Origin of the sequence: Antarcticibacterium flavum, assembly GCF_006159205.1 — a bacterium.
Taxonomy (GTDB): Bacteria; Bacteroidota; Bacteroidia; order Flavobacteriales; family Flavobacteriaceae; genus Gillisia; species Gillisia flava.
In genome coordinates this window covers 1244378-1265552 of the sequence record NZ_CP040812.1, presented here as the reverse complement: position 1 = coordinate 1265552, position 21175 = coordinate 1244378, and the positions used below count along the sequence as shown (strand labels likewise).

Below are 21175 nucleotides of genomic sequence, written 5' to 3'. Positions count from 1 at the left end.
TTCTCCCTGTAATGTTATGATTAGAATAACATTAAAATGTGGTGCAGGTTTTGATGTTTAAATTATAACATTCTGCTAAGATGTTTGAAGAGGATAGTTTTCATTTATTTGAAAATTGTTCTCTTTTTTTATTCATTTGTTGCATCTTGCATACATATTTCCGCCAAGATTTGATTTCAAAAAACACTATAGATCAGGTATTTGAGACCGCCCGTGTAGAGGAGGTGCTCGGGGATTTTGTACAACTTAAGCGCTCGGGTTCCAATTTAAAAGGTTTAAGCCCTTTTTCTGAAGAACGCACCCCCAGTTTCATGGTTTCCCCTGTGAAACAAATATGGAAGGATTTCTCCAGTGGAAAAGGAGGTAACGTTGTTGCTTTCCTTATGGAGCATGAGCATTTTACATATCCCGAAGCAATTAAATACCTCGCTAAAAGGTACAATATCGAGATCGAGGAAACGCAGCAAAACGAGGAGCAAAAGCAGCAGGCAGATGAACGCGAGAGCATGTACCTCGTGTCTGAATTTGCGAGTAAATACTTCCAGAATACCCTTCTTAAAACAGATCCCGGAAAAGCCATAGGGCTAAGCTATTTTACTGAAAGAGGCTTCACAAAAGACACCATAGAAAAATTTGGACTGGGCTATTGCCTCGATGAATGGGATGCTTTTACGAAAGAAGCATTGGGGAAAGGTTACAAGTTGGAATATTTGGAAAAAACCGGGCTCACCATTGTAAAGGGGGAGAAACAATTTGACAGGTTCAAAGGCAGGGTGATGTTTCCCATACATTCCATGTCTGGCAGGGTACTGGGATTTGGAGGGAGAATTTTAACCAATGATAAGAAAGCCGCAAAGTATCTCAATTCGCCGGAGAGTGAGATCTACCATAAAAGCAAGGTCCTCTATGGGATCTATCACGCCAAGCAAAGCATCGCAAAAGAAGATAACTGTTACCTGGTAGAGGGATATACAGATGTGATACAGTTCCACCAAAGCGGGATACATAATGTGGTATCCTCTTCGGGAACTTCTCTTACATCAGAACAAATAAGGCTTATAAACAGGCTCACGAAGAACATTACTGTGCTTTTCGATGGGGACGCCGCCGGGATGCGGGCATCGATAAGAGGAATTGACCTTATCCTCGAGCAGGGAATGAATGTGAAGGTGTGTGTGTTTCCAGATGGGGAAGATCCAGATAGTTTTGCGAGAAAGAATTCTACAGAGGAGCTGCAGGACTATCTTAACGAGAATGCAAAGGATTTCATAGAATTTAAGGCTTCCCTATTGTATCAGGATGCTAAGAATGATCCTGTGAAACGTGCAGGACTAATCCAGGATATGGTTTCCAGTATTGCAAAAATTCCCAACCAGATCCAGCAGGAGGTTTATATACAGGAGTGCTCACGAATTATGGATATTAGTGAAGATGTACTCTTCTCGACGCTTTCCCAAATGCTGGCGAAAGAAGGGAAGGCCGCTCCCGGAAAGACTTCAAAACCCAACTCAATGGAGGTAGTAAAGGACTCTCCGCAGGTTTCTCCCAAAGTTGATGAACTCTTTGAGCTGGAGCGCAAGATCATAAGTATTCTTATGCTTTATGGCACAGTGGAAGAAGAGTTTGAAGATATGGTGCTTAAGGAAAATGATAAGGGGGACCTTGTCCTTGAACCCGAACTTCAAAAGGCCAAAGTATTTGAGAAGATTTTCCTGGACCTGCAGGAAGATGAGATTGCCTTTACAAACGAAAAGTTTCGGGATATCTACACGAGGATCATAGGCCACCTTAATGAGCAGGGAGAACTCAACCTTGAGAAATTCATCAATCAGCTTGATCCCCTGCTTTCAGCAGAGGTTACCACTCTGCTGATGGAAGAGGAGCAGTATGTTCTTCACGATTGGGAGCGAATGGAGATCATGGTAAAAACCAAGGATGTTACAATTTCAAGGCTGGTAAATGAAACAATATTATCTCTTCGAAGGTTTCTTATAAGTCAAAAAATAGATGAGTTATCCCGGGAGATTAAAGAGAAGAAACCGGAAGACCCCAGTGCTACCATGGAAGATATCATGGACTACCTGTCCCTTAAAAAGGTGCTCTCAAATAAATTGAACCGGGTTATGTAGTATGTAACTGCAGCAGCCTTGTCTGGTGGATAAGATCTGCGAGGTTATCTACCTTCAGCTTCTTTAGAAGCCTTGTCTTATAGGTGCTAACCGTCTTTTCGTTGATGTCAAGGACCTCTGCAATCTCTTTATTCCTCTTTCCTGTGGCCAGCATATTTAAAACCTCTGCCTCCCTTGTTGAAAGTTTCTTGAATTTGGAAATAAGTCCATTGTTTTGATTAACTCCAGAGTTGATTCTGTCGGTAATATTCTTATTGAGATAGATACCGCCGCGGGCAACCTGTTGTATGGCCTGCTGCAAAATATCTGTAGAGACGGTTTTTGCGAGATAACCTGAAGCTCCTGCTTTTATAGCACTTATGGCATACATTTCTTCCGGATGGCAGCTAAAAATAAGCATTTTGGTGCCCGGGAACTGGCTTTTAATGGTGCGAAGCGCATTGATGCCGTTAATTTCTGGCAGGTCAAGCTCAATCACCAATACATCTGGGAGCTCATTATTTTTTAAATATTTAAAAAGTTCCTGCCCGCTTGTGACATTGTCTAATACCTCAAGGTCATCATTTTCACTTAACAACGAGGTTATACCCACGCGGGTAATGGGATGATGATCTGCAATTAAAATTGTACTCATATAGCGTTATTAACACTAATATTACAGAGGTAGGGGCGATGCAATTTAGTTGGTTAGATAAATTGAATACCTAAAATTAAATGATAAAATGTTCAATTTTGAAAGCAGAGGGATTTATTCGATAAAAGGTTTAGTTTTTAAGATGAACGGGTATTTCGCACACAGGAATGGGATTGATTTTGTGTTGATTTGCAAGGTTGAGTCGTTTATAAATCTTAAAAACTTCCTGTTCCCTGCCCGAGAAACTGGTAACTTGATGTCCTTCGTCATCTTTTTTCATGGCCCATTCCAGTTCATCATAGCTGGCACCTATTTGTTCTTCATCACTGGGGCTGTCATCAAACAGGCCATCTGTAGGAATTGCCTCTATAATATCATTTTCCAGTTCCAGGAATCTTGCAATGTCATAGACTTCACTTTTCATAAGGTCGGCTATAGGACTAAGGTCTACACCGCCATCACCATATTTAGTGAAAAATCCTACACCAAAATCCTCCACCTTATTGCCGGTTCCGGCCACAAGATAGCCATGTAGGCCGGCGAAATAATACAGAGTGGTCATTCGCAGGCGCGCTCTTGTATTGGCAAGGGCCAGTGCTGTATTAGGATTTTCCTCTGCCGGGGGGACTGCATTTTTAAATTCCTCAAAAACAGGGGTTAGGTCTACTTCCAGGTTGCTCACATTGGCAAAATGCTCCTTGAGAAAGGAGATATGCTGCTGCGCCCTGGTGACCTGGCTTTTATGTTGATGAATTGGTATTTCAACACACAAGGTTCTTAAACCGGTCTTTGCACAAAGGGCAGATACTACTGCAGAGTCTATGCCGCCGCTTATTCCAAGTACAAAACCATTCATATTGGCATTGGTGGCATAATCTTTTAACCAGTTTACAATATGATCTACTACCTTTTCTGTTTGCATAATTTATGTGTTTAAGTTTCTAAGTAATACCTTTGCAAACAAATTTACCAAGATTCCATAATTATTAAAAGTGGCCGGCGTTAAAGCCTTCCCAATAAATTTTTGAATGCGAAGAAATCTCCTATATCTCCTGCTTGCAATTAGTATCATTTCCTGTGACCAAAAGTCCAAAGTGGAAAAGGAAATAGAACAGGTACCTGTGGATTTTGAAGTGGTGCGATTTGACCAAAAATTTGCAAATGTAACGGCTGAGACCCTGCCAGACCTCAAGGCTGAATATCCGTTTCTTTTTCCTGAAAGGTTTACAGATAGCGTGTGGCTGGAGAGGATCAATGACAGTATCCAGCAGGAATTGAATACCGAAGTTACCGATGCTTTTAGGGATTTTTCAGCTGAAGAGGATAAGCTTCACAGTTTATTTCAGCATATAAAATATTATTTTCCCAAGTTTGAGGCGCCAACGGTGATAACAGTTACTTCTGAAGTTGATTACCGCAATAAGGTCCTCCTGGCAGAACCTTATTTGTTCATTTCCCTGGATACCTACCTGGGGGAGGACCATGAATTCTACCTGGGGATACAGCAATACCTGAAAAAGAACTTTGAACGGAACCAGATCCTCCCCGATGTGGCTGCAAGTTATGCTGAAAAATATGTACCCAACCCCCAGTCCAGGACCTTCCTGGCGCATATGATCTATTATGGGAAAATACTCTATTTAAAGGATCTATGGCTGCCCGAAACAAATGATAATCATAAATTAGGGTACACGGCAGAAGAACTGGCGTGGGCAGAGGAAAATGAGGAGTACATATGGAGGTACTTTGTGGAGAGGGAGCTATTATATGATAATGATTCCCAGTTATATTCCAGGTTCTTGTATCCTGCTCCTTTTTCAAAATTTTACCTGGAACTGGACAATGAAACCCCGGCAATGCTGGGACAATATATAGGCTGGAAGATCGTAAGTCAATATATGGGCCGTACCGGCGCAGGCCTGGAGGAAATGCTGCAGGCAGATGCAGAAACCATATTTAAACAATCAAATTATAAACCAAGGAAATAATGGCTGAATTAAAGAAATCTGAGATAAATATTGAAGTAGTCCTTGACGAGAACCGGGTTCCTGAAGCTCTTTTTTGGAGCGCAGAGGATGGAGATGTCTACAAGGAAGAAGCAAAGGCAATGTTATTATCTATGTGGGACAGCGAAGCAAAGGAAACATTGAGAATAGACCTGTGGACCAAGGATATGCCTGTGGACGAGATGAAGAAATTCTTTCACCAAACCCTGGTTGCGATGAGTGATACTTTTAACCGGGCTACCCAGGATGAGAAAATGACTGCGACTATGAAGGATTTCTGCGATTATTTTGCAGAGAAAATGGACCTGGTTAAGAAGTAGGAGGCCCCCAGGTCCCCGAAGGGGGAGCTGTTTATTTCTATGTCTCCCGGGTTATTCAAACAGAGAGGAGGTAATTACAGGTACAGCGGTTTCTCCATGGTGAATAATAGTTGCTCCACCCGGTTTAATGATAGCAATGGAACCACAGGAGGCTTGTGTTTTAAACAATCCCTTTCTAAAGTAATGATCACGGTCAAGGAAAAAATATTCCTTGTGAAGCTGTGAGGGTTCTATAGTTATACCGGGTTCAAAGAAGTGATAGGCAATTACATTGGGATATTGCTGCTGTATCCTGCGTTTCAGGTTATCTGCTGCCCTCTTATCTTTTCTTATTCTAAGGGTATCCCAATTATTAAAACTGGAAGCCGGTGAACACAAGTCATTGGTGTAATCATAGAAAATTATGATCACCGGGTTTCCTGCAAGGGAGGATCCGGTTATTTTTTCAACAGACTTAAATACATCGGGGTAGGAAACTTTCAGCTTTTCCTTTTTAGGAATGAGCCGGGAGACCCTCACACTATCATTCTCAATTTGGTCCCACATATGAAATTCTGCCGGGTTTTCTTTTAGGGCATTTTGAAACTCTGCTTCGGTAAGAGGCGATCCATTTTGGTCAAAATAAAATGTGGTTTCATAAAGAAAGATATCGCGCCCGGTTTGTCCTTTAACAGGGTGGATGAACAGGAAGGCAAGGAAAAGAAAGAGAATTATCTTCATAGTTTGATAAAAGTACAAATAGAAAACCACCTTTACTCATTTAAGGTGTTTTTCCGTTAAAATAGAGGTCAAATTTTGGTCCAAATTTAGAAATGAGCTTCTAAAGTTACAGGTGTTATTCCATTATTACCCGGGAAAAGAGTTTAGGCCGGTGGCTACTGGACTCTATAACCTGAACTAAAATTTGAGTGCTTAAGAAGAGTCACCTAACCTTTGCCCGCGAATTTTGAAAATTTCATAATTCCACATTCAAATTCAGCCATTGCAAGTTTAATTCTTCCCCAGCCTATGTGCCGAAAGATTTAAGGAAAAACCTGGTTTTTTAATCGGCCCCAACAATCTTATATTTCCTTTTAGAAATTTCCCATAGGAAGTCTGCAATGTTCCCGGTGAAATATTACGCCCCTTCAGGGCTATATTAACCGGACTTTAAAGTCACATCCCGCTTCACGGGTTGCTGGCAGATTACGCCCTTTCAGGGCTTGTCTCATTAGCTTAAGAAGGGGAGGAAATCATTAGGTTGAGAGCCCCGAAGGGCATAATGTTTATAGATGGGTGCAGCCATAGTTAAAATCACAATAATAGATTAAAGCTCCGGAGGAGAGAAATATTCATTAAAATCTCAATAAAGATTATTGCCACGGAGGGGCGCAATATCTATAGCCATAAAATCACAATAATGGATTAGAGCCCCGGAGGGGCGCCATATTTATAGATGGGTGCAGCCCATCGTGAAATTTCCGACAGATAAATTAGAGCCCTGAAGGGGCGAAATATATATAGCCAAGAAGACCATAATTTTATTTCCGGATGGTCGCCCGTCAATGCTAGAACGGAAATGGGATCTTTAATAAAACAAAAAAAATCCGGTTACCAATGGCAACCGGATTTGATTATGTATTAAAAAGAAAGTCTTATCCGTTCATTGAGATAAGGAATTCCTCATTGTTCTTGGTTTGTTTAAATCTTTCATTAATGAATTCCATAGCTTCCACAGGATTCATATCTGCAAGATACTTTCTCATAACCCACATACGTTGTAAAGTGTTCTCATCAAGTAACAGATCATCACGACGGGTACTTGAAGAGGTAAGATCAATTGCAGGGAAGATCCTTCTATTGGCGATCTTTCTGTCCAGTTGCAGTTCCATGTTACCGGTTCCTTTGAATTCCTCAAAGATCACCTCGTCCATTTTGGAACCTGTATCTGTAAGTGCTGTAGCAATTATAGAAAGGGAACCTCCGCCTTCTATATTCCTTGCAGCTCCAAAGAAACGTTTTGGTTTGTGCAGGGCGTTTGCATCCACACCACCACTTAATACCTTACCACTGGCAGGCTGTACAGTGTTGTATGCTCTTGCCAAACGGGTAATGGAATCAAGCAGGATCACTACATCGTGACCACACTCTACCATTCTCTTTGCTTTTTCAAGTACAATGTTGGCAACACGTACGTGCTCATGTGCCTCACGGTCAAAAGTAGAAGCTACAACTTCTCCTTTAACATTGCGCTGCATATCTGTAACCTCTTCCGGGCGCTCATCTATCAAAAGGATGATTTGGTAAACCTCCGGGTGGTTGGCTGCAATCGCATTGGCAATATCCTTAAGCAACATTGTTTTACCGGTCTTTGGCTGGGAAACGATCATTCCCCTTTGTCCTTTTCCAATTGGAGAGAACAGGTCCATCACCCGGGTAGAGATGGTACTTTGCCTTTCAGCAATATTGAATTTTTCTTTTGGGAATAGGGGGGTAAGGTGCTCAAAAGAGATCCTGTCTCTTACCACCTGTGGGTCCAGCCCATTGATTTTTACGATCTTAATAAGCGGGAAATATTTCTCTCCTTCTTTAGGAGGACGTATTTGTCCCAGAACAGTATCTCCGGTCTTTAATCCGAATAAACGAATTTGTGACTGGGAGACGTAAATATCATCTGGAGAGGAAAGGTAATTATAGTCTGATGATCTAAGGAAACCATAGTTGTCCTGCATGATATCCAATACCCCTTCACTCTCTATAATAGCATCAAATTCATAATCTGGCTCACGGTACCTGTTACGGTTGTCTCGGTTTCCATTATCGCGGTTTCCACTGTCACGGTTTCCGGTATCCCGGTTGCCGTTGCTTTTATTGCCGCTATCCTTGCTGCGTGAATCCTTATTTCCGTCAGATTTATTTCCTCTGGAATCTTTATCTCCTTTATTTCTGGAATCTCTTGAATCCCTGGAATCCTGTTTGCTGCTGCGGTTATCTTTACCTGAGTCCCTGTTGGAATCTCCTTTTGGACGATTGTCTTTGGAGCTATCTTTAGAAGAATCGCTTCTATTGGATTTATTGTCACTGCGATTATCACGGGCAGGACGGGAGTCCTTTGCGTTTGCTTCGTCTTTTTGGGAAGAGGAAGGCTTTGATTTTTGTTGATGTTGCCTGTCTTCCATAGTATTTTGTTTTCCTGCAGAGGGGTCTTCTTTGCGGCTCCTGTTGTCTGCTTCCTTTGATTGTGTTTCAGCTTTGGGCTCATTTGCCTTTGGCGACCTTTTTGGCCCTTTTTTATCGGCTCCAATCTTGCCCTTTTTCTCACGGGGCTTTGATTCTTTAGGAGTGTTGCCGGAAGAAGTCTCTTCGTTTAAAACCTCTTTCACCTTAGTAGGGTTGGCTGCCTGGTAATCCAAAATTTGATATACCAAATCCAGCTTTTTTTGAGTGCGGTATTTTGGTACGTTTAAGGATTTAGCTATGTCCTGAAGCTCAGGTAGCTTCTTAGCTTTTAATTCTGAAATTTCAAACATGAATTTTATTAAGAATAAATTTGTGATTGCTTTGTTGTAAACTTCTCGAGGAAGAATCGAAAAAAAAATTGGAGTCCTAAGTAACCTATATTGAATTGGTTAGGAAATCTTAATGCAATAATACAACTTTATTTTAAATTTTTGAACACCTCATATAAAAAGAAACACTTATTTTTGTTGCCCTAATTGCATTACTTACTATGTTACAACGTATCCAGACTGTATATTTATTTATCGCTTTTTTGTTGAGCGGGGTTTTGATATTTTTTGTTTCTTTGTGGAGCAATGAAGCCGGGCAACCGGTATATGTTGAAGACGTTCTCCTGGCCCTGGTTCTTTTTGTAGGCTCGGCCGTATTGTCCCTGGTGACAATTTTTTTATTTAAAAACAGAAAGCTCCAGTTTGTTCTGGGGCGAGTCAATATATTATTAAACTTTATTTTGCTAGGAGTTTTCGTGTATTGGTCGCTAACTCTACCTGGAGAGATGAATATCTCTGAGAAAGGTATTGGGATGTTTGTTCCTGTTCTTTCTATCGTTTTTTTAGTGCTGGCAAACAAGGCCATAAAAAAGGATGAAGATCTCGTAAAATCTGCCGACCGGTTTCGATAAACCTATTATCTTAGTGTTATTAGTGCGAAGAAAACCCAGAGTGAAAACTTTGGGTTTTTTTATGGAAAAAATTGCGCGGGAAAAAAGAACCAAGAACCAAGAGGCAAGAGACAAGACAGTTATCGAGAAAGATTTTCATTTCTTCGAGGCTAATTGCAATTTAACCACAGAGTTATACACGGAGTTTTACGCGGAGTTTTTGGAGTAAAAACCAACTGAAGAAAGGCATCTTAATAAGGCAAATTAATTTTTTTTCCACCGACAACCGATCAGTCACAACTCACAACTAACAACCTTTTAACACTACAACTTTTTCACCCTACAACCGCCTAACTCCTAAGGTTAGTTGCGAGGTTGATTTTCATTTTTTCGAGGCTAATTTTTTTTAACCACAGAGTCGCAGGAGTTAAATTGGAGTTTCACAGAGTTGACAGGATTAAACCGGTTGATACGAAATATGCCATTTAGAATACAAAGCATTTTTCCCGCAGTGCAGATGTCATTTTTTTTCAACCGAACAACTGATAACTCACAACTGACAACTGACAACCGACAACAGACAACAAACAACAGACAGTCGCCAATAACGCTAATCTAGTCAGCAAACGGTAAACAACAACAAACCCCAAACAACAAACAACAAACCAGGGTCAGTCTTGCAGCGCAGCGGTCTTGATTCTTGATTCTAGCAGCGCAGCGAATCTTATTTTTCCCCCAACTCAATCACCTCCAGATCCTGTATTTCTTTCCCGTTGATCTTAAATCTTAACATCGTTCGCTTCTTGTGGAATCCCTGCTTTCCTGCAGCGCCCGGATTCATGTGGAGGAGTTTCAGGTTTTTGTCGTTCATTACCTTTAAAATATGGGAATGGCCGCAAATAAAAAGGTTTGGGGTGTTGGCTCTTATCTCTTCCTTAACAGCAGGGGAGTACCTGTTGGGATAGCCCCAATATGGGTGATCCATACATCTACTTCCTCACATAGGAAGCGCTGGTTAAGGGGGTATTCTTTTCTTATGCCGTGGCCGTCAATGTTACCATAGACCGCTTTTAGAGGTTTTACAGCCTTTAATTGATCTGCCACTTCAATATTGCCAATATCGCCGGCATGCCATATCTCATCAGCTTCCCCCGCATAATGCAGGATGCGGTCATCTATATATCCATGAGTATCACTAAGCAATAATATTTTTTTCATAATAATTTTTAATTTTTCAAAGAATCGGGCTGCCGCTGCGCCGTTGCATTGCAGGGTGGATAAGATAATTTTATAAAGACATTCCTAATCTCCCTTTCCAACCTGTGACAGGTTGTGAAGTTTGCCGTATCTTTGCAGGTATTCATTTAATCACGTAAAAGTATCAATTTAGATTGAGATATTTTTTGGAGTTGGCTTATAACGGAAAGGCATATAACGGCTGGCAGTACCAGCCCAATGCACCAACCGTACAGGAAACCCTGGAGCAGGCCCTGTTCACTATCCTTAGAAAGGAAACCCCGGTAGTAGGAGCGGGGAGGACAGATACCGGCGTGCACGCCTCCCAATATTTTGTGCATTTTGATGCAGAAGATATAAAGGATGGGAAGAAATTTCTCTATAAGCTCAATGGTATCCTTCCCGAAGATATTGCGGTTTATGATGTCTTTGAAGTGAAAGAGGATGCGCATGCCAGGTTTGATGCCCGCAGCAGGAGTTATGAGTATAAGATAAGCCTGCGAAAGGATCCTTTCCTGGTTGAGACTACTCATCATCTTAAGACAGTGCCTGATGCGGAAAAAATGAATATAGCGGCTTCGGTGCTGTTGGAGCACAGGGATTTTAAGTGTTTTTCGAGGTCAAAGACCGATGTGAAGACCTACAATTGCCATATTAAAAGGGCATTGTGGAAGCAGGAGAAGGATCTTTTAATTTTCAATATAACTGCCGACAGGTTTCTGCGGAATATGGTAAGGGCCATTGTGGGTACTTTACTGGAAGTAGGACTGGGGAAGATGGAGGAAGGATATATAAAACAAATTTTGGAGAGCAGGGACCGCAGTAACGCAGGACCCTCTGTTCCCGCAAAAGGATTATTTTTAACCGGAATAGAATATCCGCGATCAATAGTAAAAGAATAAATGGCAAACAGTACAGGAAACGCATTTGATTTTAAGCTTTTCAGAAGGCTGCTTGGATATACCAACCCTTACAAATGGACTTTCTATTTTGTAGCAGTTGCGGCTATTCTCTTGTCATTTTTTGCGGTGGCCAGGCCGTATCTTTTACGCCTTACTATAGATGATTCCATTATTCCGCAGGATAATGAGAACCTGGTTTTTTATATCAGCCTTATGTTTGCTGCCCTCTTTCTGGAGGTGATCTTTCAGTTCCTGTTCATTTATTTTGCCAACTGGCTGGGGCAGGAAGTAATTCGCGACCTGCGGGTAAACCTTTTTAAGCATATGCTTCAGTTCAAAATGAAGTATTTCGACCAGTCGGCAGTGGGAAGACTGGTGACCAGGGCGGTGAGTGATATTGAGACTATTGCGAGTATCTTCAGCGAAGGTCTATTTGTTATAGCCAGTGACCTTCTTAAAATGCTGGTGATCCTTATATTCATGTTCTATAATAGCTGGGAACTCACTTTGCTGGTACTTACGGTAATGCCATTCATTCTCTATGCGACCAGGGTCTTTCAGAAGAAAATGAAAATCGCCTTTGAAGATGTGAGGAACCAGGTGGCAAATCTTAACACCTTTGTGCAGGAGAGGATTACCGGGATGAAGATCGTACAACTTTTCACAAGGGAAAAAGTTGAATACGAAAACTTCAGAAATATAAATGACAAACATAGAAAAGCCTGGGTGAAAACCGTTTGGTACAACTCAATTTTCTTTCCCATTGCTGAAATGTCCACTTCCATAACAATAGGTCTTATTGTGTGGTATGGAGGTTTACGGGTGGTAGATAATGATGCGATTAGCCTGGGTGTGATCATCATGTTCATTGAACTGGCACAAATGCTCTTTAGGCCGCTTCGGCAAATTGCAGATAAGTTCAATACCCTGCAAATGGGAATGGTGGCTGCCAACAGGGTTTTCGGTATTCTCGATACAGAGGAGAGTATAGCCGATACTGGTACTACCACCGTAGATCATTTGAAAGGTGAAATTGAATTTGAAGAAGTACGCTTTGGATATAATGAAGCCGAGGAAGTGCTAAAAGGGGTCTCTTTTAAAGCCAAAGCAGGAGAAACCATTGCCATTGTGGGTGCCACGGGTGCAGGAAAATCTACAGTGATCAATTTGCTGAACAGGTTCTACGAGATAAACAGCGGCAGGATCCTGGTTGATGGGATAGATATTCGCGACATAACCCTTAAATCGCTGCGCGCTGAAATTGCCGTGGTACTGCAAAATGTCTTCTTATTTGCAGATACTATTATGAACAATATCACCCTTCATAATCCCGGCGTAACCGAAGAAGACGTGATCAAAGCGGCAAAAGAGATTGGAGTGCATGATTTCATCGCTTCCCTGCCTAATGCTTATCATTATAATGTGAAGGAAAGAGGGGTGATGTTATCCAGTGGCCAAAGACAGCTTATTTCTTTCCTGAGGGCTTATGTGAGTAATCCCAGTATTCTGGTTCTGGATGAGGCAACGTCATCTGTAGACTCCTACAGCGAGCAACTTATACAGGATGCGACAGATAAAATAACTGAAGGACGAACCTCAATCGTGATCGCGCACAGGCTGGCCACTATCAAGAAAGCCGACAGGATCCTGGTGATGGATGCGGGTGAGATCGTAGAAATGGGAACTCACCAGGAGTTGCTAAAGGTGCAGAACGGTTATTACAAGAACCTTTATGAAGTACAATTTATGGCCGAAGAATCTGTTTAAGTAAGGTCGTCTTTAAGTTTTGCCACCAACTCATCTGTATTTTCAAACATCACAAATTCCCCGTCTTTTAAATAGGAGATCTGTCCTGTCTCTTCACTTACCACTACTGCCAGGGCATCGGTTTTTTCAGTAATTCCAACTGCCGCACGATGCCTTAACCCGAATCTTAAAGGGATGGACCTGTCATTGGATACAGGAAGTATTACCCTCGTTGCTGTAATCTTATTGTCCTCCACTATCATTGCGCCATCATGTAAGGGGCCACTTTTATGAAAAATAGATTCTATAATTGGCTGGTTAAGTTCAATATTCATTTCATCGCCGGAATTTTTTACGAAATCCAGTTTAGTACTTTTTTGAATAATGATAAGAGCACCTGTAAAGTTGCGGCCCATAGTTTCACAGGCCTTAACAATGGCATTTACATTGGTAGTCACCTGGGAATCGTCTTTGACAAATTTCAACTGCCTGAAAAATTTTCGACGCTGGGTGAAGTTGGTTGAGCCAATCATTAAAAGGAATTTTCTTATCTCCTGCTGGAATACTACGATAAGCGCAAACATCCCCACACCTATGAATTCCCCCAGCACACTGCTTAACAGCTCCATACCCAGCAGCTGGGTGAGCTTTCCTATGAGGTACACTATTACGATCCCCACAAAGATATTTACTGCCACAGTGCCTTTTACCAGTTTATAAAGATAAAAGAGGAGGATGGCGACAAATACAATGTCTACTATATCAAGAATGCGAAGGTTTAAAAAATCCAAATGTCAAGGCTTTGTGTAAATGTAGAAAATATTAAGTTAGTTTTTAAGCCTGCTTACCAATTCCACGGCTTCCATGGCTTCCTTCACATCATGAACCCGCAGGATGGCTGCTCCTTTTTGCAATGCAATTGTGTTAAGGACGGTAGTGCCGTTAAGGGCTTCCCCGGGGGTACAACTTAATGTTTTGTAAATGGTAGATTTCCTGGAAAGTCCTGCCAGCACAGGGAGGCCCGCGGTTTGCAGCAGTTCCATTTTATTGAGAAGCTCAAAATTCTGACTGATATTTTTAGAAAACCCAAACCCGGGATCCAGGATAACGTCGTTGATCCCATGATTCCTTGCCTCTGCAATCTTTTCTGAAAAATAAAAGATCACCTCCTGGATTAGATCTTTGTAGTTATTTTGTTCCTGCATAGTTTGAGGTGTTCCCCGCATGTGCATCATAATATATGGCACCTTTAATTGGCCAACTACCTGCATCATTTGCCCGTCGAGGTTTCCCGCAGCAATATCATTGACCATTGCAGCACCTGCTTTGATTGCCTGCGATGCAACTTCAGCGCGAAAGGTATCTATGGAAATGAGGGTTTCAGGATGATTTTTCAGGATCGATTCTATGGCAGGTATGACCCTTTCCAATTCTTCATTAACAGAAACTTCGTTTGCACCCGGCCTGCTGCTGTAGCCACCTATATCAAGGAATGTGGCTCCTTCTTCCAGCATTTCTTCAGCAGCTTGCAATATTTTTTCTTCTGTCTGGGTACGGCTTTCAGAAAAGAAAGAATCTGGAGTAATATTGAGGATCCCCATTACTTTTGGGGTACTTAGGTCTATGAGGTTTCCCTTGCAATTTATTGTCATGTAGGTATATTCTGGTGAGAGTAGGTTTTTCAGTAAAAAGTTTAACTTTGACTATCTTAACAATCTGGCCTAAATTTACGCAAATTTGAAATAGTTCTATGAAGGATACCTCAAAACAATACGACGCGGTGGTTGCAATGTGCCGCGAATTATTTGTAAATAAAATGAAAGATTACGGCAGCGCCTGGAGAATTTTGAGGCTACCTTCTTTAACCGACCAAATCTTTATCAAGGCTCAACGCATACGCAGCCTGCAGGAAAATGAGGTGCGCAAAGTTGCCGAGGATGAAAAACCAGAATTCATTGGTATCATTAATTATTCCATAATGGCCCTCATACAGCTGGACCTGGGGATTGCCACCCAGCCGGACCTTAGCGCCGAAAGAGCAACAGAACTCTATGATGAGAAAATTGCCGCGACCAAAGCCCTTATGGAAGATAAGAACCATGATTACGGGGAGGCGTGGCGAGATATGAGAGTAAGTTCGCTTACAGACCTTATTATTCAAAAACTCCTGCGGGTGAAACAAATTGAGGATAATAAAGGTAGAACGCTAGTGAGTGAAGGTATAGACGCCAACTACCAGGATATGATCAATTATGCCGTTTTTGCACTTATCCTAATGGAAGAGGCGGTGGAACAGGGGTAATATTTTACAACAGGTTATCGCTTCGCCCGGTGATGACTGTGCAGGTTGCATTTTAAAATGAAAAAGTACGTATGAAAATACTAGTAGGATTTTCCAGGATCTTTGTGGGGATATTATTCATTATTTCCGGATTTGTGAAGCTAAATGATCCTTTGGGATTTTCATATAAGCTGCAGGAATATTTTAGTGCACAGGTACTAAACCTGGAATTCCTGATACCATTTTCACTGGTGCTGGCAATCATCCTGGTGGTATTTGAACTGGTACTGGGCATTATGCTGCTCATAGGCTACCTGCCAAAGTTCACCACCTGGAGCCTGCTGGTGATGATCGTATTCTTTACCTTCCTCACATTTTATTCGGCTTATTTCAATAAGGTGACAGATTGTGGTTGCTTTGGAGATGCCATGCCGCTTACACCCTGGCAATCCTTTACGAAGGATGTAGTGCTGCTGTTGCTTATTTTGATCTTGTTCCTTAACAGGGAATATATCACCCCATTTCTTGCAAAGGCTTCCCACCGCTGGATCATTTTTCTTGCGTTCATGCTTTGCTTCACCTTTGCCTACTATGTACTTATGCATTTACCCCTTATAGATTTTCGCCCGTATAAAGTTGGGAATAATATACAGGAGCAAATGACGGAGCCAGAGGGTGCTCCAAAAGATGAATATGAATACCAATGGAAATTCAACCGGGGTGGGGAAGAGGTGGTCCTTAAGAATAGCGGTACCTTCCCACAGGTGGACGGGGAATTTGTGGGAGTAGAGACAAAACTGGTAAAGCAGGGTGCTACTCCTGCGATCAATGATTTTCAGTTGGAGAAGGACGGGGAAGATGTGACCATGGAGATCCTGGATGAGGAGAAATTATTGATGATCGTAGCCTATAATCTAAGGAATACAGAATGGGATGGCTACCCTGCCGTAAAATCCCTTAGTGAGGAAGCTGCTGCCAAAGGTTACAGGGTTGTAGGCCTTACTTCCTCGGGTACAGAGGCGCAGGAAAGCCTGAAGAATAAATTTGGACTGGATTTTGAATTTTACCAGGCAGATGAAACCCTTTTAAAGACCATAGTACGCTCCAATCCCGGCATACTTACACTTCGCCGGGGAACGATCACGCAGAAGAAACACTGGTTTGATGCAGAGGATATTAAGCTGTAAACTATAATGAATCTGGACCGCTGCGCTGCTGGAATCTGGAATATAGACGGCTATGAAGCAACCATTCTTTTCCAGGTTTTTCCGTAGGAATAGAAGCCCTGTCTTAAATTTCTTCTGAAAGATTATCTTTTATTAAGGTTCTTCGGAAATATTTCAGATTAAACAAAACTTAATCAGGCAGATGGTTTGACTGCGATTGAATATATTTGCAAAGAAGGCTTTTGCTGAAGGTTTTTCAGAAAAAAGATGCTATCTGTTCCCTGGTATGGTGCAGGTCCTTCCGCTTACATCTAACCCTAAAAATTCAAAATTATGAGGAAAAATATAGTTGCCGGAAACTGGAAAATGAATAATGACCTGGCAGAAACGTCTGAACTGCTCAACCACCTGAAGATGCAGCTCGTAAAAGAACCAACTGCAGAGGTATACGTGGCGCCATCCTATGTAAGTCTTTATCATGCTTTTCAAACCCTTAAAGATACTCCTGTTAAAGTAGCAGCACAAAATATGCATTTTGCAAAAAGCGGTGCCCATACGGGGGAAGTTTCAGCTCAAATGTTGATGAGTACGGGGGTGAATACCGTGATCCTTGGTCATAGTGAGAGACGTGCCCAGTTTGGAGAAACAGATGAGATCCTGGCAAAAAAAGTTACAGCAGCCATTGAGGCAGGAATGGAAGTGATCTTTTGTTTTGGAGAGGAACTGGAAGAGCGTAAAGGCGATAAGCATTTTGATGTGGTTAAAAGTCAGCTGGAAAACGCCATTTTCCATCTTTCAAAAGAAGACTGGAAGAATGTGATCCTGGCTTATGAACCTGTTTGGGCAATTGGTACGGGAGAGACCGCTTCGCCAGAGCAGGCACAGGAAGTTCATGCTTACGTAAGGAAATTGGTGGCAGATAAATATGACAGCGAAACAGCAGAGAATGTTTCTATTCTCTACGGCGGGAGTGTTAAACCCGATAATGCAAAAGAGATCTTTGGAAAAGAAGATGTTGACGGGGGGCTTATTGGCGGTGCCAGTCTTAAAGCCATAGATTTTCTAGCTATTGTTAATGCCTTTGAAGATGCCGACTAATTATATAGAATATCAATTTCTCATTGAGCCCCTGCAACCAGCTTCTGAAATACTTATTGCAGAACTTGGATATGCCGGCTTTGAGAGTTTCGTTGAAAATGAGGACGGGATCACAGCCTATATCCCGGCAGAAGAAGTAGATGAGGAGATCCTTGCAGGAATACACATTTTGCATTCAAACGAGTTTAACATCACCTATTCCACAAAGGAAATAGAGCAGGTAAACTGGAATATTGAATGGGAAAAGAATTTTACGCCCATCATTGTAGATGACCAATGCTCTGTAAGAGCACCTTTTCACGAGCAGCCCGAGACCGAATATGATATTGTCATAGAACCAAAAATGTCTTTTGGAACAGGGCATCACGCTACAACGCATATGATGCTGCAATTCATCCTGAAGAATGAGTGGGAAGGAAAAAAGGTTTTGGATATGGGATGTGGAACTGGCGTGCTGGCCATCCTCGCAGAAATGAGAGGAGCAAAGGAAATTGATGCCATAGATATAGATAACTGGTGTTACCAAAACACATTGGAGAATGTGGAGAGGAATAACTGTGAGCTTATTTCTGTCTATGAAGGTGGAGCAGAGTTGCTGGAGGGGAGAAGTTATGATAGCATCATTGCAAATATTAACCGGAACATCCTTCTGGATCAAATCCCCCTGTATTCTGAATGTCTCTCCCCCGGCGGCAAACTTTTCTTAAGCGGGTTTTACACCGAAGATATCCCTGCCATTGAAGAGAAATGCAAGGAACAGGGTTTTAAGATGCAAGAGCAGCTGGTGCGGGAAAACTGGACGGCTTTAAGTTTTGTAAAGAAATAATCCCGGGGAGAATTGTAATTTTACCGGGGTTTCTATGACCAAGGGAAACAATATTGGGTGAAAAAATAACTTTTTAAAATCATTGGGTTAACAATGTACTAAGAATACCAAAAGATGAACTTTTGTATCTTTGTGAATTGAAGATCAACATAATAAGAACGAAGATGAGTACGAAGGAAGAAGTATTGGAAGAGGTAAAGACCTCGACGAAGAAGCAGAAAAATTACGAAATAGTCCTTTATAACGATGATGTCAACACCTTTGATCACGTGATAGAGACCCTTATCTATGCCTGTGAACATACCCCGGAACAGGCAGAGCAGTGCTCTCTATTGGTTCATTACAAAGGTAAGTGTACCGTAAAGACCGGCGCCTATCCCGACCTTAAACCCAGGTGTTCCAAACTATTGGAAGCCGGGTTGAGTGCAGAGATCGTAGGGTAAACTCTTATGTATTATACTTGATAACATCCTTCCGGACAATTGTCCTGAGGGATGTTTTTTTTAGTAGAAATGCCGGGGACCCTGGAGGAGTTATCGGTTTTCTGGCATTAAGTTACTCCTGGTTCTAAAGGCGCATTGATGAGTTTCTCCGGAGTGATTGGCAGGTCCCGCATTCTCTTTCCGGTGGCGTTAAAAATTGCGTTGGCCAATGACGCTGCGACACTAGTGATCCCAAGTTCTCCAATCCCTTTTATGCCCATTTTATTGGCTATCTTATCCTCTTCCGGAAGAAAGATCACATCTATATTGGCCATATCCAAATTTACCGGCACGTGATAATCTGCCAGGGAGCGGGTGATAAAATTCCCGAAATTTGGTTCTACCTTCGTTTGCTCTGCAAGGACCATTCCCGCACCCATTGTTAATCCACCTATCATCTGGCCGTATGCGGTCTTAGGGTTCATTATTTTTCCTGCAGAACCTACATTCACCATGCGCTTTATACGATACATCCCGGTATCCTTATCGACCCATACTTCAGAGAAATTCGCGCCAAAAGAGAATACCGAATGTTTCTCAAATTCTTCTGATGGTGCCACGGTACCTTCAGCTTCATATCTATTCAGCTGATTTTTTTTCAGCAGTTCGGCAACACTTATTTCCTCATCCTTATCTATATTTCGGTTTTCCTTTAATTTAGTTATTGCACTTTCACAAGCGGCACGCGCGCCATTGCAATAGGAAGCTGCTCCCCAGGAACCTCCGGAACCGGGAGTGATGGGGAAATTGGAATCTCCCAACTCCACCGTCACCTGCTCTACCGGAATGTCGAGATACTCTGCCGCAGTTTGTGCGATAATGGTGTAACTTCCAGTACCAATATCTGTAGCATCCATTTGTATTGTAGCAAACACCTTTTCATCCTCCAGCTCCAGGATCACTTTTGCGGCGGTTTCCTGGTAAGGTGCATTTCTTGACGCCGCACTCATCCCGTAACCTATAAGCCAGTTTCCTTTCTGCCTGGAACGCGGCTCCTTTGGGCGGTCATCCCACCCAAATCTATCGGCTCCTATGCGTAAACATTCTATAAGCAATCGTGAAGAAAAAGGCTTGTCTGCTCCAAGATCGACCTGCGTATCATTTTTAATCCTGAATTCTACAGGATCCATTTTTAACTTCCAGGCCATTTCATCCATAGCAGATTCCAGCGCAAAGCTGCCCGTGGCTTCTCCCGGAGCACGCATTGCACAAGGGGTCTGAAAATTCATTGGTATCAATCGATATTTTATCTGGTTGTTAGGAACATTATAAAGCATTTTTGACATCATCCCGCAAGGTTCCTGATACTCCTGAAAAGTAGAAGTATGAGATAAAGTCTCGTGGGAAAGGGCGGTAAGAGCACCATCTTTTTTAGCTCCAATTTTCATTCGCTGCTCATTATGCTGCCTCATCCCGGTATTGGTAAACATTTGTTGCCGTGTAACTGTCATTTGGACGGGACGCCCCAGCATCTTCGAAGCCATAACGGCTAGAATAACATGTCGCTCTGTATATAATTTAGAACCAAAACCTCCACCAACATAAGCAGAAATTATCCTTACATCTTTCTTCGGAATTTGAAAGGTGTCTGAAATTGAAATTATAGAATCTTCGACTATTTGCTGACTCGCATAAGCAGTTACCTTTCCGTTCTCCCAGGAAGCTATCACAGCGTGCAACTCCATAGGATGATGATGCTCAATGGGGGTTGTGTAGGTTTCATCAAGCGTTTCATCGGCATCGGCCAATCCTTCGGCTATATTTCCACGAAGATAATCTTCCTGTGCTTCGGGGGTATAGGCTTTAGATCGCGAGCCATCAAATTGGAACGTTGGATCAGGATCTTTCTTATATTCAATTTTCACAAGCCTGGCTGCATATTGGGCTTGCTCAAAAGTTTCGGCCACCACCACCCCTACATACTGGCCGTAATAATAAACCTTTGAACTTTGCAATACAGGGGCTTTGCTCGGCGTGGAAAGCTCGGGCATCTCCTCCTCAAAAGTTTTTAATTTTTCAGCATTTTTATGGGTAATCACAGCAAGTACACCCTCCACCTTTTCAGCTTCAGAAGTATCAACAGAGATAATTTCTCCCTTGGTAATAGTACTATTGATCCCCTGTGCATAAACTTTATTTTTCACAGGAAATTCCGTAGCATATTTTGCCATTCCCGTTACTTTTAACTTGCCTTCTACCCTGTTAATAGGTGTTCCTACTCCAGATTCTTTCAATGTCTTCTTCATTAAA

18 protein-coding genes and 1 pseudogene are annotated in these 21175 nt (G+C 42.1%); 11 read left to right on the top strand and 8 right to left on the bottom strand.

What is annotated here, in order from left to right:
- Positions 1–170: 170 nt before the first annotated feature.
- Positions 171–2129, top strand: coding sequence for a DNA primase (dnaG, locus tag FHG64_RS05300; protein ID WP_139065447.1), 1959 nt, complete (start codon positions 171–173; stop codon positions 2127–2129).
- Here dnaG and FHG64_RS05295 read toward each other — a convergent pair.
- Both FHG64_RS05295 and nadE read right to left on the bottom strand, forming a co-directional pair.
- The gene (locus FHG64_RS05295; RefSeq protein ID WP_139065446.1) at positions 2122–2763 is read right to left on the bottom strand and encodes a response regulator; all 642 of its coding nucleotides are present in this window, start codon (positions 2761–2763) and stop codon (positions 2122–2124) included. The two genes, dnaG and FHG64_RS05295, sit on opposite strands and share 8 nt — an antisense overlap.
- 130 nt (positions 2764–2893) lie before the next feature.
- Positions 2894–3685: an NAD(+) synthase gene (gene nadE, locus FHG64_RS05290; protein ID WP_139065445.1), complete on the bottom strand. Its 792-nt coding sequence runs from the start codon at positions 3683–3685 to the stop codon at positions 2894–2896.
- A gap of 106 nt (positions 3686–3791) precedes the next feature.
- Between nadE and gldB the strand changes: the two genes are divergently transcribed.
- Complete coding sequence (gene gldB / locus FHG64_RS05285; protein WP_139065444.1) at positions 3792–4751, top strand: gliding motility lipoprotein GldB; 960 nt, start codon at positions 3792–3794, stop codon at positions 4749–4751.
- Complete coding sequence (gene gldC / locus FHG64_RS05280) at positions 4751–5089, top strand: gliding motility protein GldC (RefSeq protein WP_139065443.1); 339 nt, start codon at positions 4751–4753, stop codon at positions 5087–5089. Before gldB ends, gldC begins: the two co-directional genes overlap by 1 nt.
- 51 nt (positions 5090–5140) lie before the next feature.
- On the opposite strand, the gene FHG64_RS05275 is transcribed toward gldC, so the two are convergent.
- The gene (locus FHG64_RS05275; protein WP_139065442.1) at positions 5141–5809 is read right to left on the bottom strand and encodes a hypothetical protein; all 669 of its coding nucleotides are present in this window, start codon (positions 5807–5809) and stop codon (positions 5141–5143) included.
- 914 nt (positions 5810–6723) lie between these two features.
- A complete protein-coding gene (gene rho, locus FHG64_RS05270; RefSeq protein WP_139065441.1) occupies positions 6724–8598 on the bottom strand; it encodes a transcription termination factor Rho in 1875 nt (624 codons plus the stop codon).
- Between the two features lie 200 nt (positions 8599–8798).
- Here rho and FHG64_RS05265 point away from each other — a divergent pair, with 200 nt between their 5' ends.
- Positions 8799–9209 carry a DUF4293 domain-containing protein gene (locus FHG64_RS05265; protein ID WP_139065440.1) on the top strand — a complete coding sequence of 137 codons (411 nt, stop codon included), beginning with the start codon at positions 8799–8801 and terminating at the stop codon, positions 9207–9209.
- A 703-nt stretch (positions 9210–9912) separates the two neighbouring features.
- On the opposite strand, the pseudogene FHG64_RS05260 reads toward FHG64_RS05265, so the two are convergent.
- Positions 9913–10406: pseudogene (locus FHG64_RS05260) on the bottom strand (metallophosphoesterase family protein).
- A 173-nt stretch (positions 10407–10579) separates the two neighbouring features.
- On the opposite strand from FHG64_RS05260, the gene truA reads away from it, so the two are divergent.
- Both truA and FHG64_RS05250 read left to right on the top strand, forming a co-directional pair.
- Entirely contained in the window at positions 10580–11326 is a 747-nt protein-coding gene (gene truA / locus FHG64_RS05255) for a tRNA pseudouridine(38-40) synthase TruA (RefSeq protein WP_139065439.1), read from the top strand.
- On the top strand, positions 11327–13093 hold the full coding sequence (locus FHG64_RS05250; RefSeq protein ID WP_139065438.1) for an ABC transporter ATP-binding protein: 1767 nt from the start codon (positions 11327–11329) through the stop codon (positions 13091–13093).
- Here FHG64_RS05250 and cdaA read toward each other — a convergent pair.
- Entirely contained in the window at positions 13090–13863 is a 774-nt protein-coding gene (gene cdaA, locus FHG64_RS05245) for a diadenylate cyclase CdaA (RefSeq protein ID WP_139065437.1), read from the bottom strand. The two genes, FHG64_RS05250 and cdaA, sit on opposite strands and share 4 nt — an antisense overlap.
- 36 nt (positions 13864–13899) lie before the next feature.
- Positions 13900–14724, bottom strand: a complete 825-nt coding sequence (gene folP, locus FHG64_RS05240) for a dihydropteroate synthase (RefSeq protein WP_139065436.1) — start codon at positions 14722–14724, stop codon at positions 13900–13902.
- Between the two features lie 98 nt (positions 14725–14822).
- Between folP and FHG64_RS05235 the strand changes: the two genes are divergently transcribed.
- The 5 genes from FHG64_RS05235 (at position 14823) to FHG64_RS05215 (ending at position 18886) form a co-directional block, all read left to right on the top strand.
- Positions 14823–15374 carry a DUF1599 domain-containing protein gene (locus tag FHG64_RS05235; RefSeq protein WP_139065435.1) on the top strand — a complete coding sequence of 184 codons (552 nt, stop codon included), beginning with the start codon at positions 14823–14825 and terminating at the stop codon, positions 15372–15374.
- A gap of 71 nt (positions 15375–15445) precedes the next feature.
- Complete coding sequence (locus FHG64_RS05230) at positions 15446–16540, top strand: BT_3928 family protein (RefSeq protein ID WP_139065434.1); 1095 nt, start codon at positions 15446–15448, stop codon at positions 16538–16540.
- A gap of 312 nt (positions 16541–16852) precedes the next feature.
- Positions 16853–17617: a triose-phosphate isomerase gene (gene tpiA, locus FHG64_RS05225; protein WP_139065433.1), complete on the top strand. Its 765-nt coding sequence runs from the start codon at positions 16853–16855 to the stop codon at positions 17615–17617.
- Positions 17607–18443: a 50S ribosomal protein L11 methyltransferase gene (prmA, locus tag FHG64_RS05220; protein ID WP_139065432.1), complete on the top strand. Its 837-nt coding sequence runs from the start codon at positions 17607–17609 to the stop codon at positions 18441–18443. Before tpiA ends, prmA begins: the two co-directional genes overlap by 11 nt.
- Positions 18444–18607: 164 nt before the next feature.
- Positions 18608–18886, top strand: coding sequence for an ATP-dependent Clp protease adaptor ClpS (locus FHG64_RS05215; protein ID WP_139065431.1), 279 nt, complete (start codon positions 18608–18610; stop codon positions 18884–18886).
- A gap of 107 nt (positions 18887–18993) precedes the next feature.
- Here the strand turns inward: FHG64_RS05215 and FHG64_RS05210 are convergent, their stop codons facing one another.
- On the bottom strand, positions 18994–21171 hold the full coding sequence (locus tag FHG64_RS05210; RefSeq protein WP_139065430.1) for a xanthine dehydrogenase family protein molybdopterin-binding subunit: 2178 nt from the start codon (positions 21169–21171) through the stop codon (positions 18994–18996).
- Positions 21172–21175 lie beyond the last annotated feature (4 nt).

What these genes read in the sequence shown, in the direction of transcription:
- FHG64_RS05295 (WP_139065446.1), bottom strand. Translation starts at nt 2,763, where the DNA reads ATGAGTACAATTTTAATTGCAGATCATCATCCCATTACCCGCGTGGGT.
- gldB (WP_139065444.1), top strand. Translation starts at nt 3,792, where the DNA reads ATGCGAAGAAATCTCCTATATCTCCTGCTTGCAATTAGTATCATTTCC.
- FHG64_RS05235 (WP_139065435.1), top strand. Translation starts at nt 14,823, where the DNA reads ATGAAGGATACCTCAAAACAATACGACGCGGTGGTTGCAATGTGCCGC.
- gldC (WP_139065443.1), top strand. Translation starts at nt 4,751, where the DNA reads ATGGCTGAATTAAAGAAATCTGAGATAAATATTGAAGTAGTCCTTGAC.
- FHG64_RS05210 (WP_139065430.1), bottom strand. Translation starts at nt 21,171, where the DNA reads ATGAAGAAGACATTGAAAGAATCTGGAGTAGGAACACCTATTAACAGG.
- nadE (WP_139065445.1), bottom strand. Translation starts at nt 3,685, where the DNA reads ATGCAAACAGAAAAGGTAGTAGATCATATTGTAAACTGGTTAAAAGAT.
- FHG64_RS05230 (WP_139065434.1), top strand. Translation starts at nt 15,446, where the DNA reads ATGAAAATACTAGTAGGATTTTCCAGGATCTTTGTGGGGATATTATTC.
- prmA (WP_139065432.1), top strand. Translation starts at nt 17,607, where the DNA reads ATGCCGACTAATTATATAGAATATCAATTTCTCATTGAGCCCCTGCAA.
- rho (WP_139065441.1), bottom strand. Translation starts at nt 8,598, where the DNA reads ATGTTTGAAATTTCAGAATTAAAAGCTAAGAAGCTACCTGAGCTTCAG.
- folP (WP_139065436.1), bottom strand. Translation starts at nt 14,724, where the DNA reads ATGACAATAAATTGCAAGGGAAACCTCATAGACCTAAGTACCCCAAAA.
- FHG64_RS05265 (WP_139065440.1), top strand. Translation starts at nt 8,799, where the DNA reads ATGTTACAACGTATCCAGACTGTATATTTATTTATCGCTTTTTTGTTG.
- FHG64_RS05215 (WP_139065431.1), top strand. Translation starts at nt 18,608, where the DNA reads ATGAGTACGAAGGAAGAAGTATTGGAAGAGGTAAAGACCTCGACGAAG.
- FHG64_RS05250 (WP_139065438.1), top strand. Translation starts at nt 11,327, where the DNA reads ATGGCAAACAGTACAGGAAACGCATTTGATTTTAAGCTTTTCAGAAGG.
- tpiA (WP_139065433.1), top strand. Translation starts at nt 16,853, where the DNA reads ATGAGGAAAAATATAGTTGCCGGAAACTGGAAAATGAATAATGACCTG.
- FHG64_RS05275 (WP_139065442.1), bottom strand. Translation starts at nt 5,809, where the DNA reads ATGAAGATAATTCTCTTTCTTTTCCTTGCCTTCCTGTTCATCCACCCT.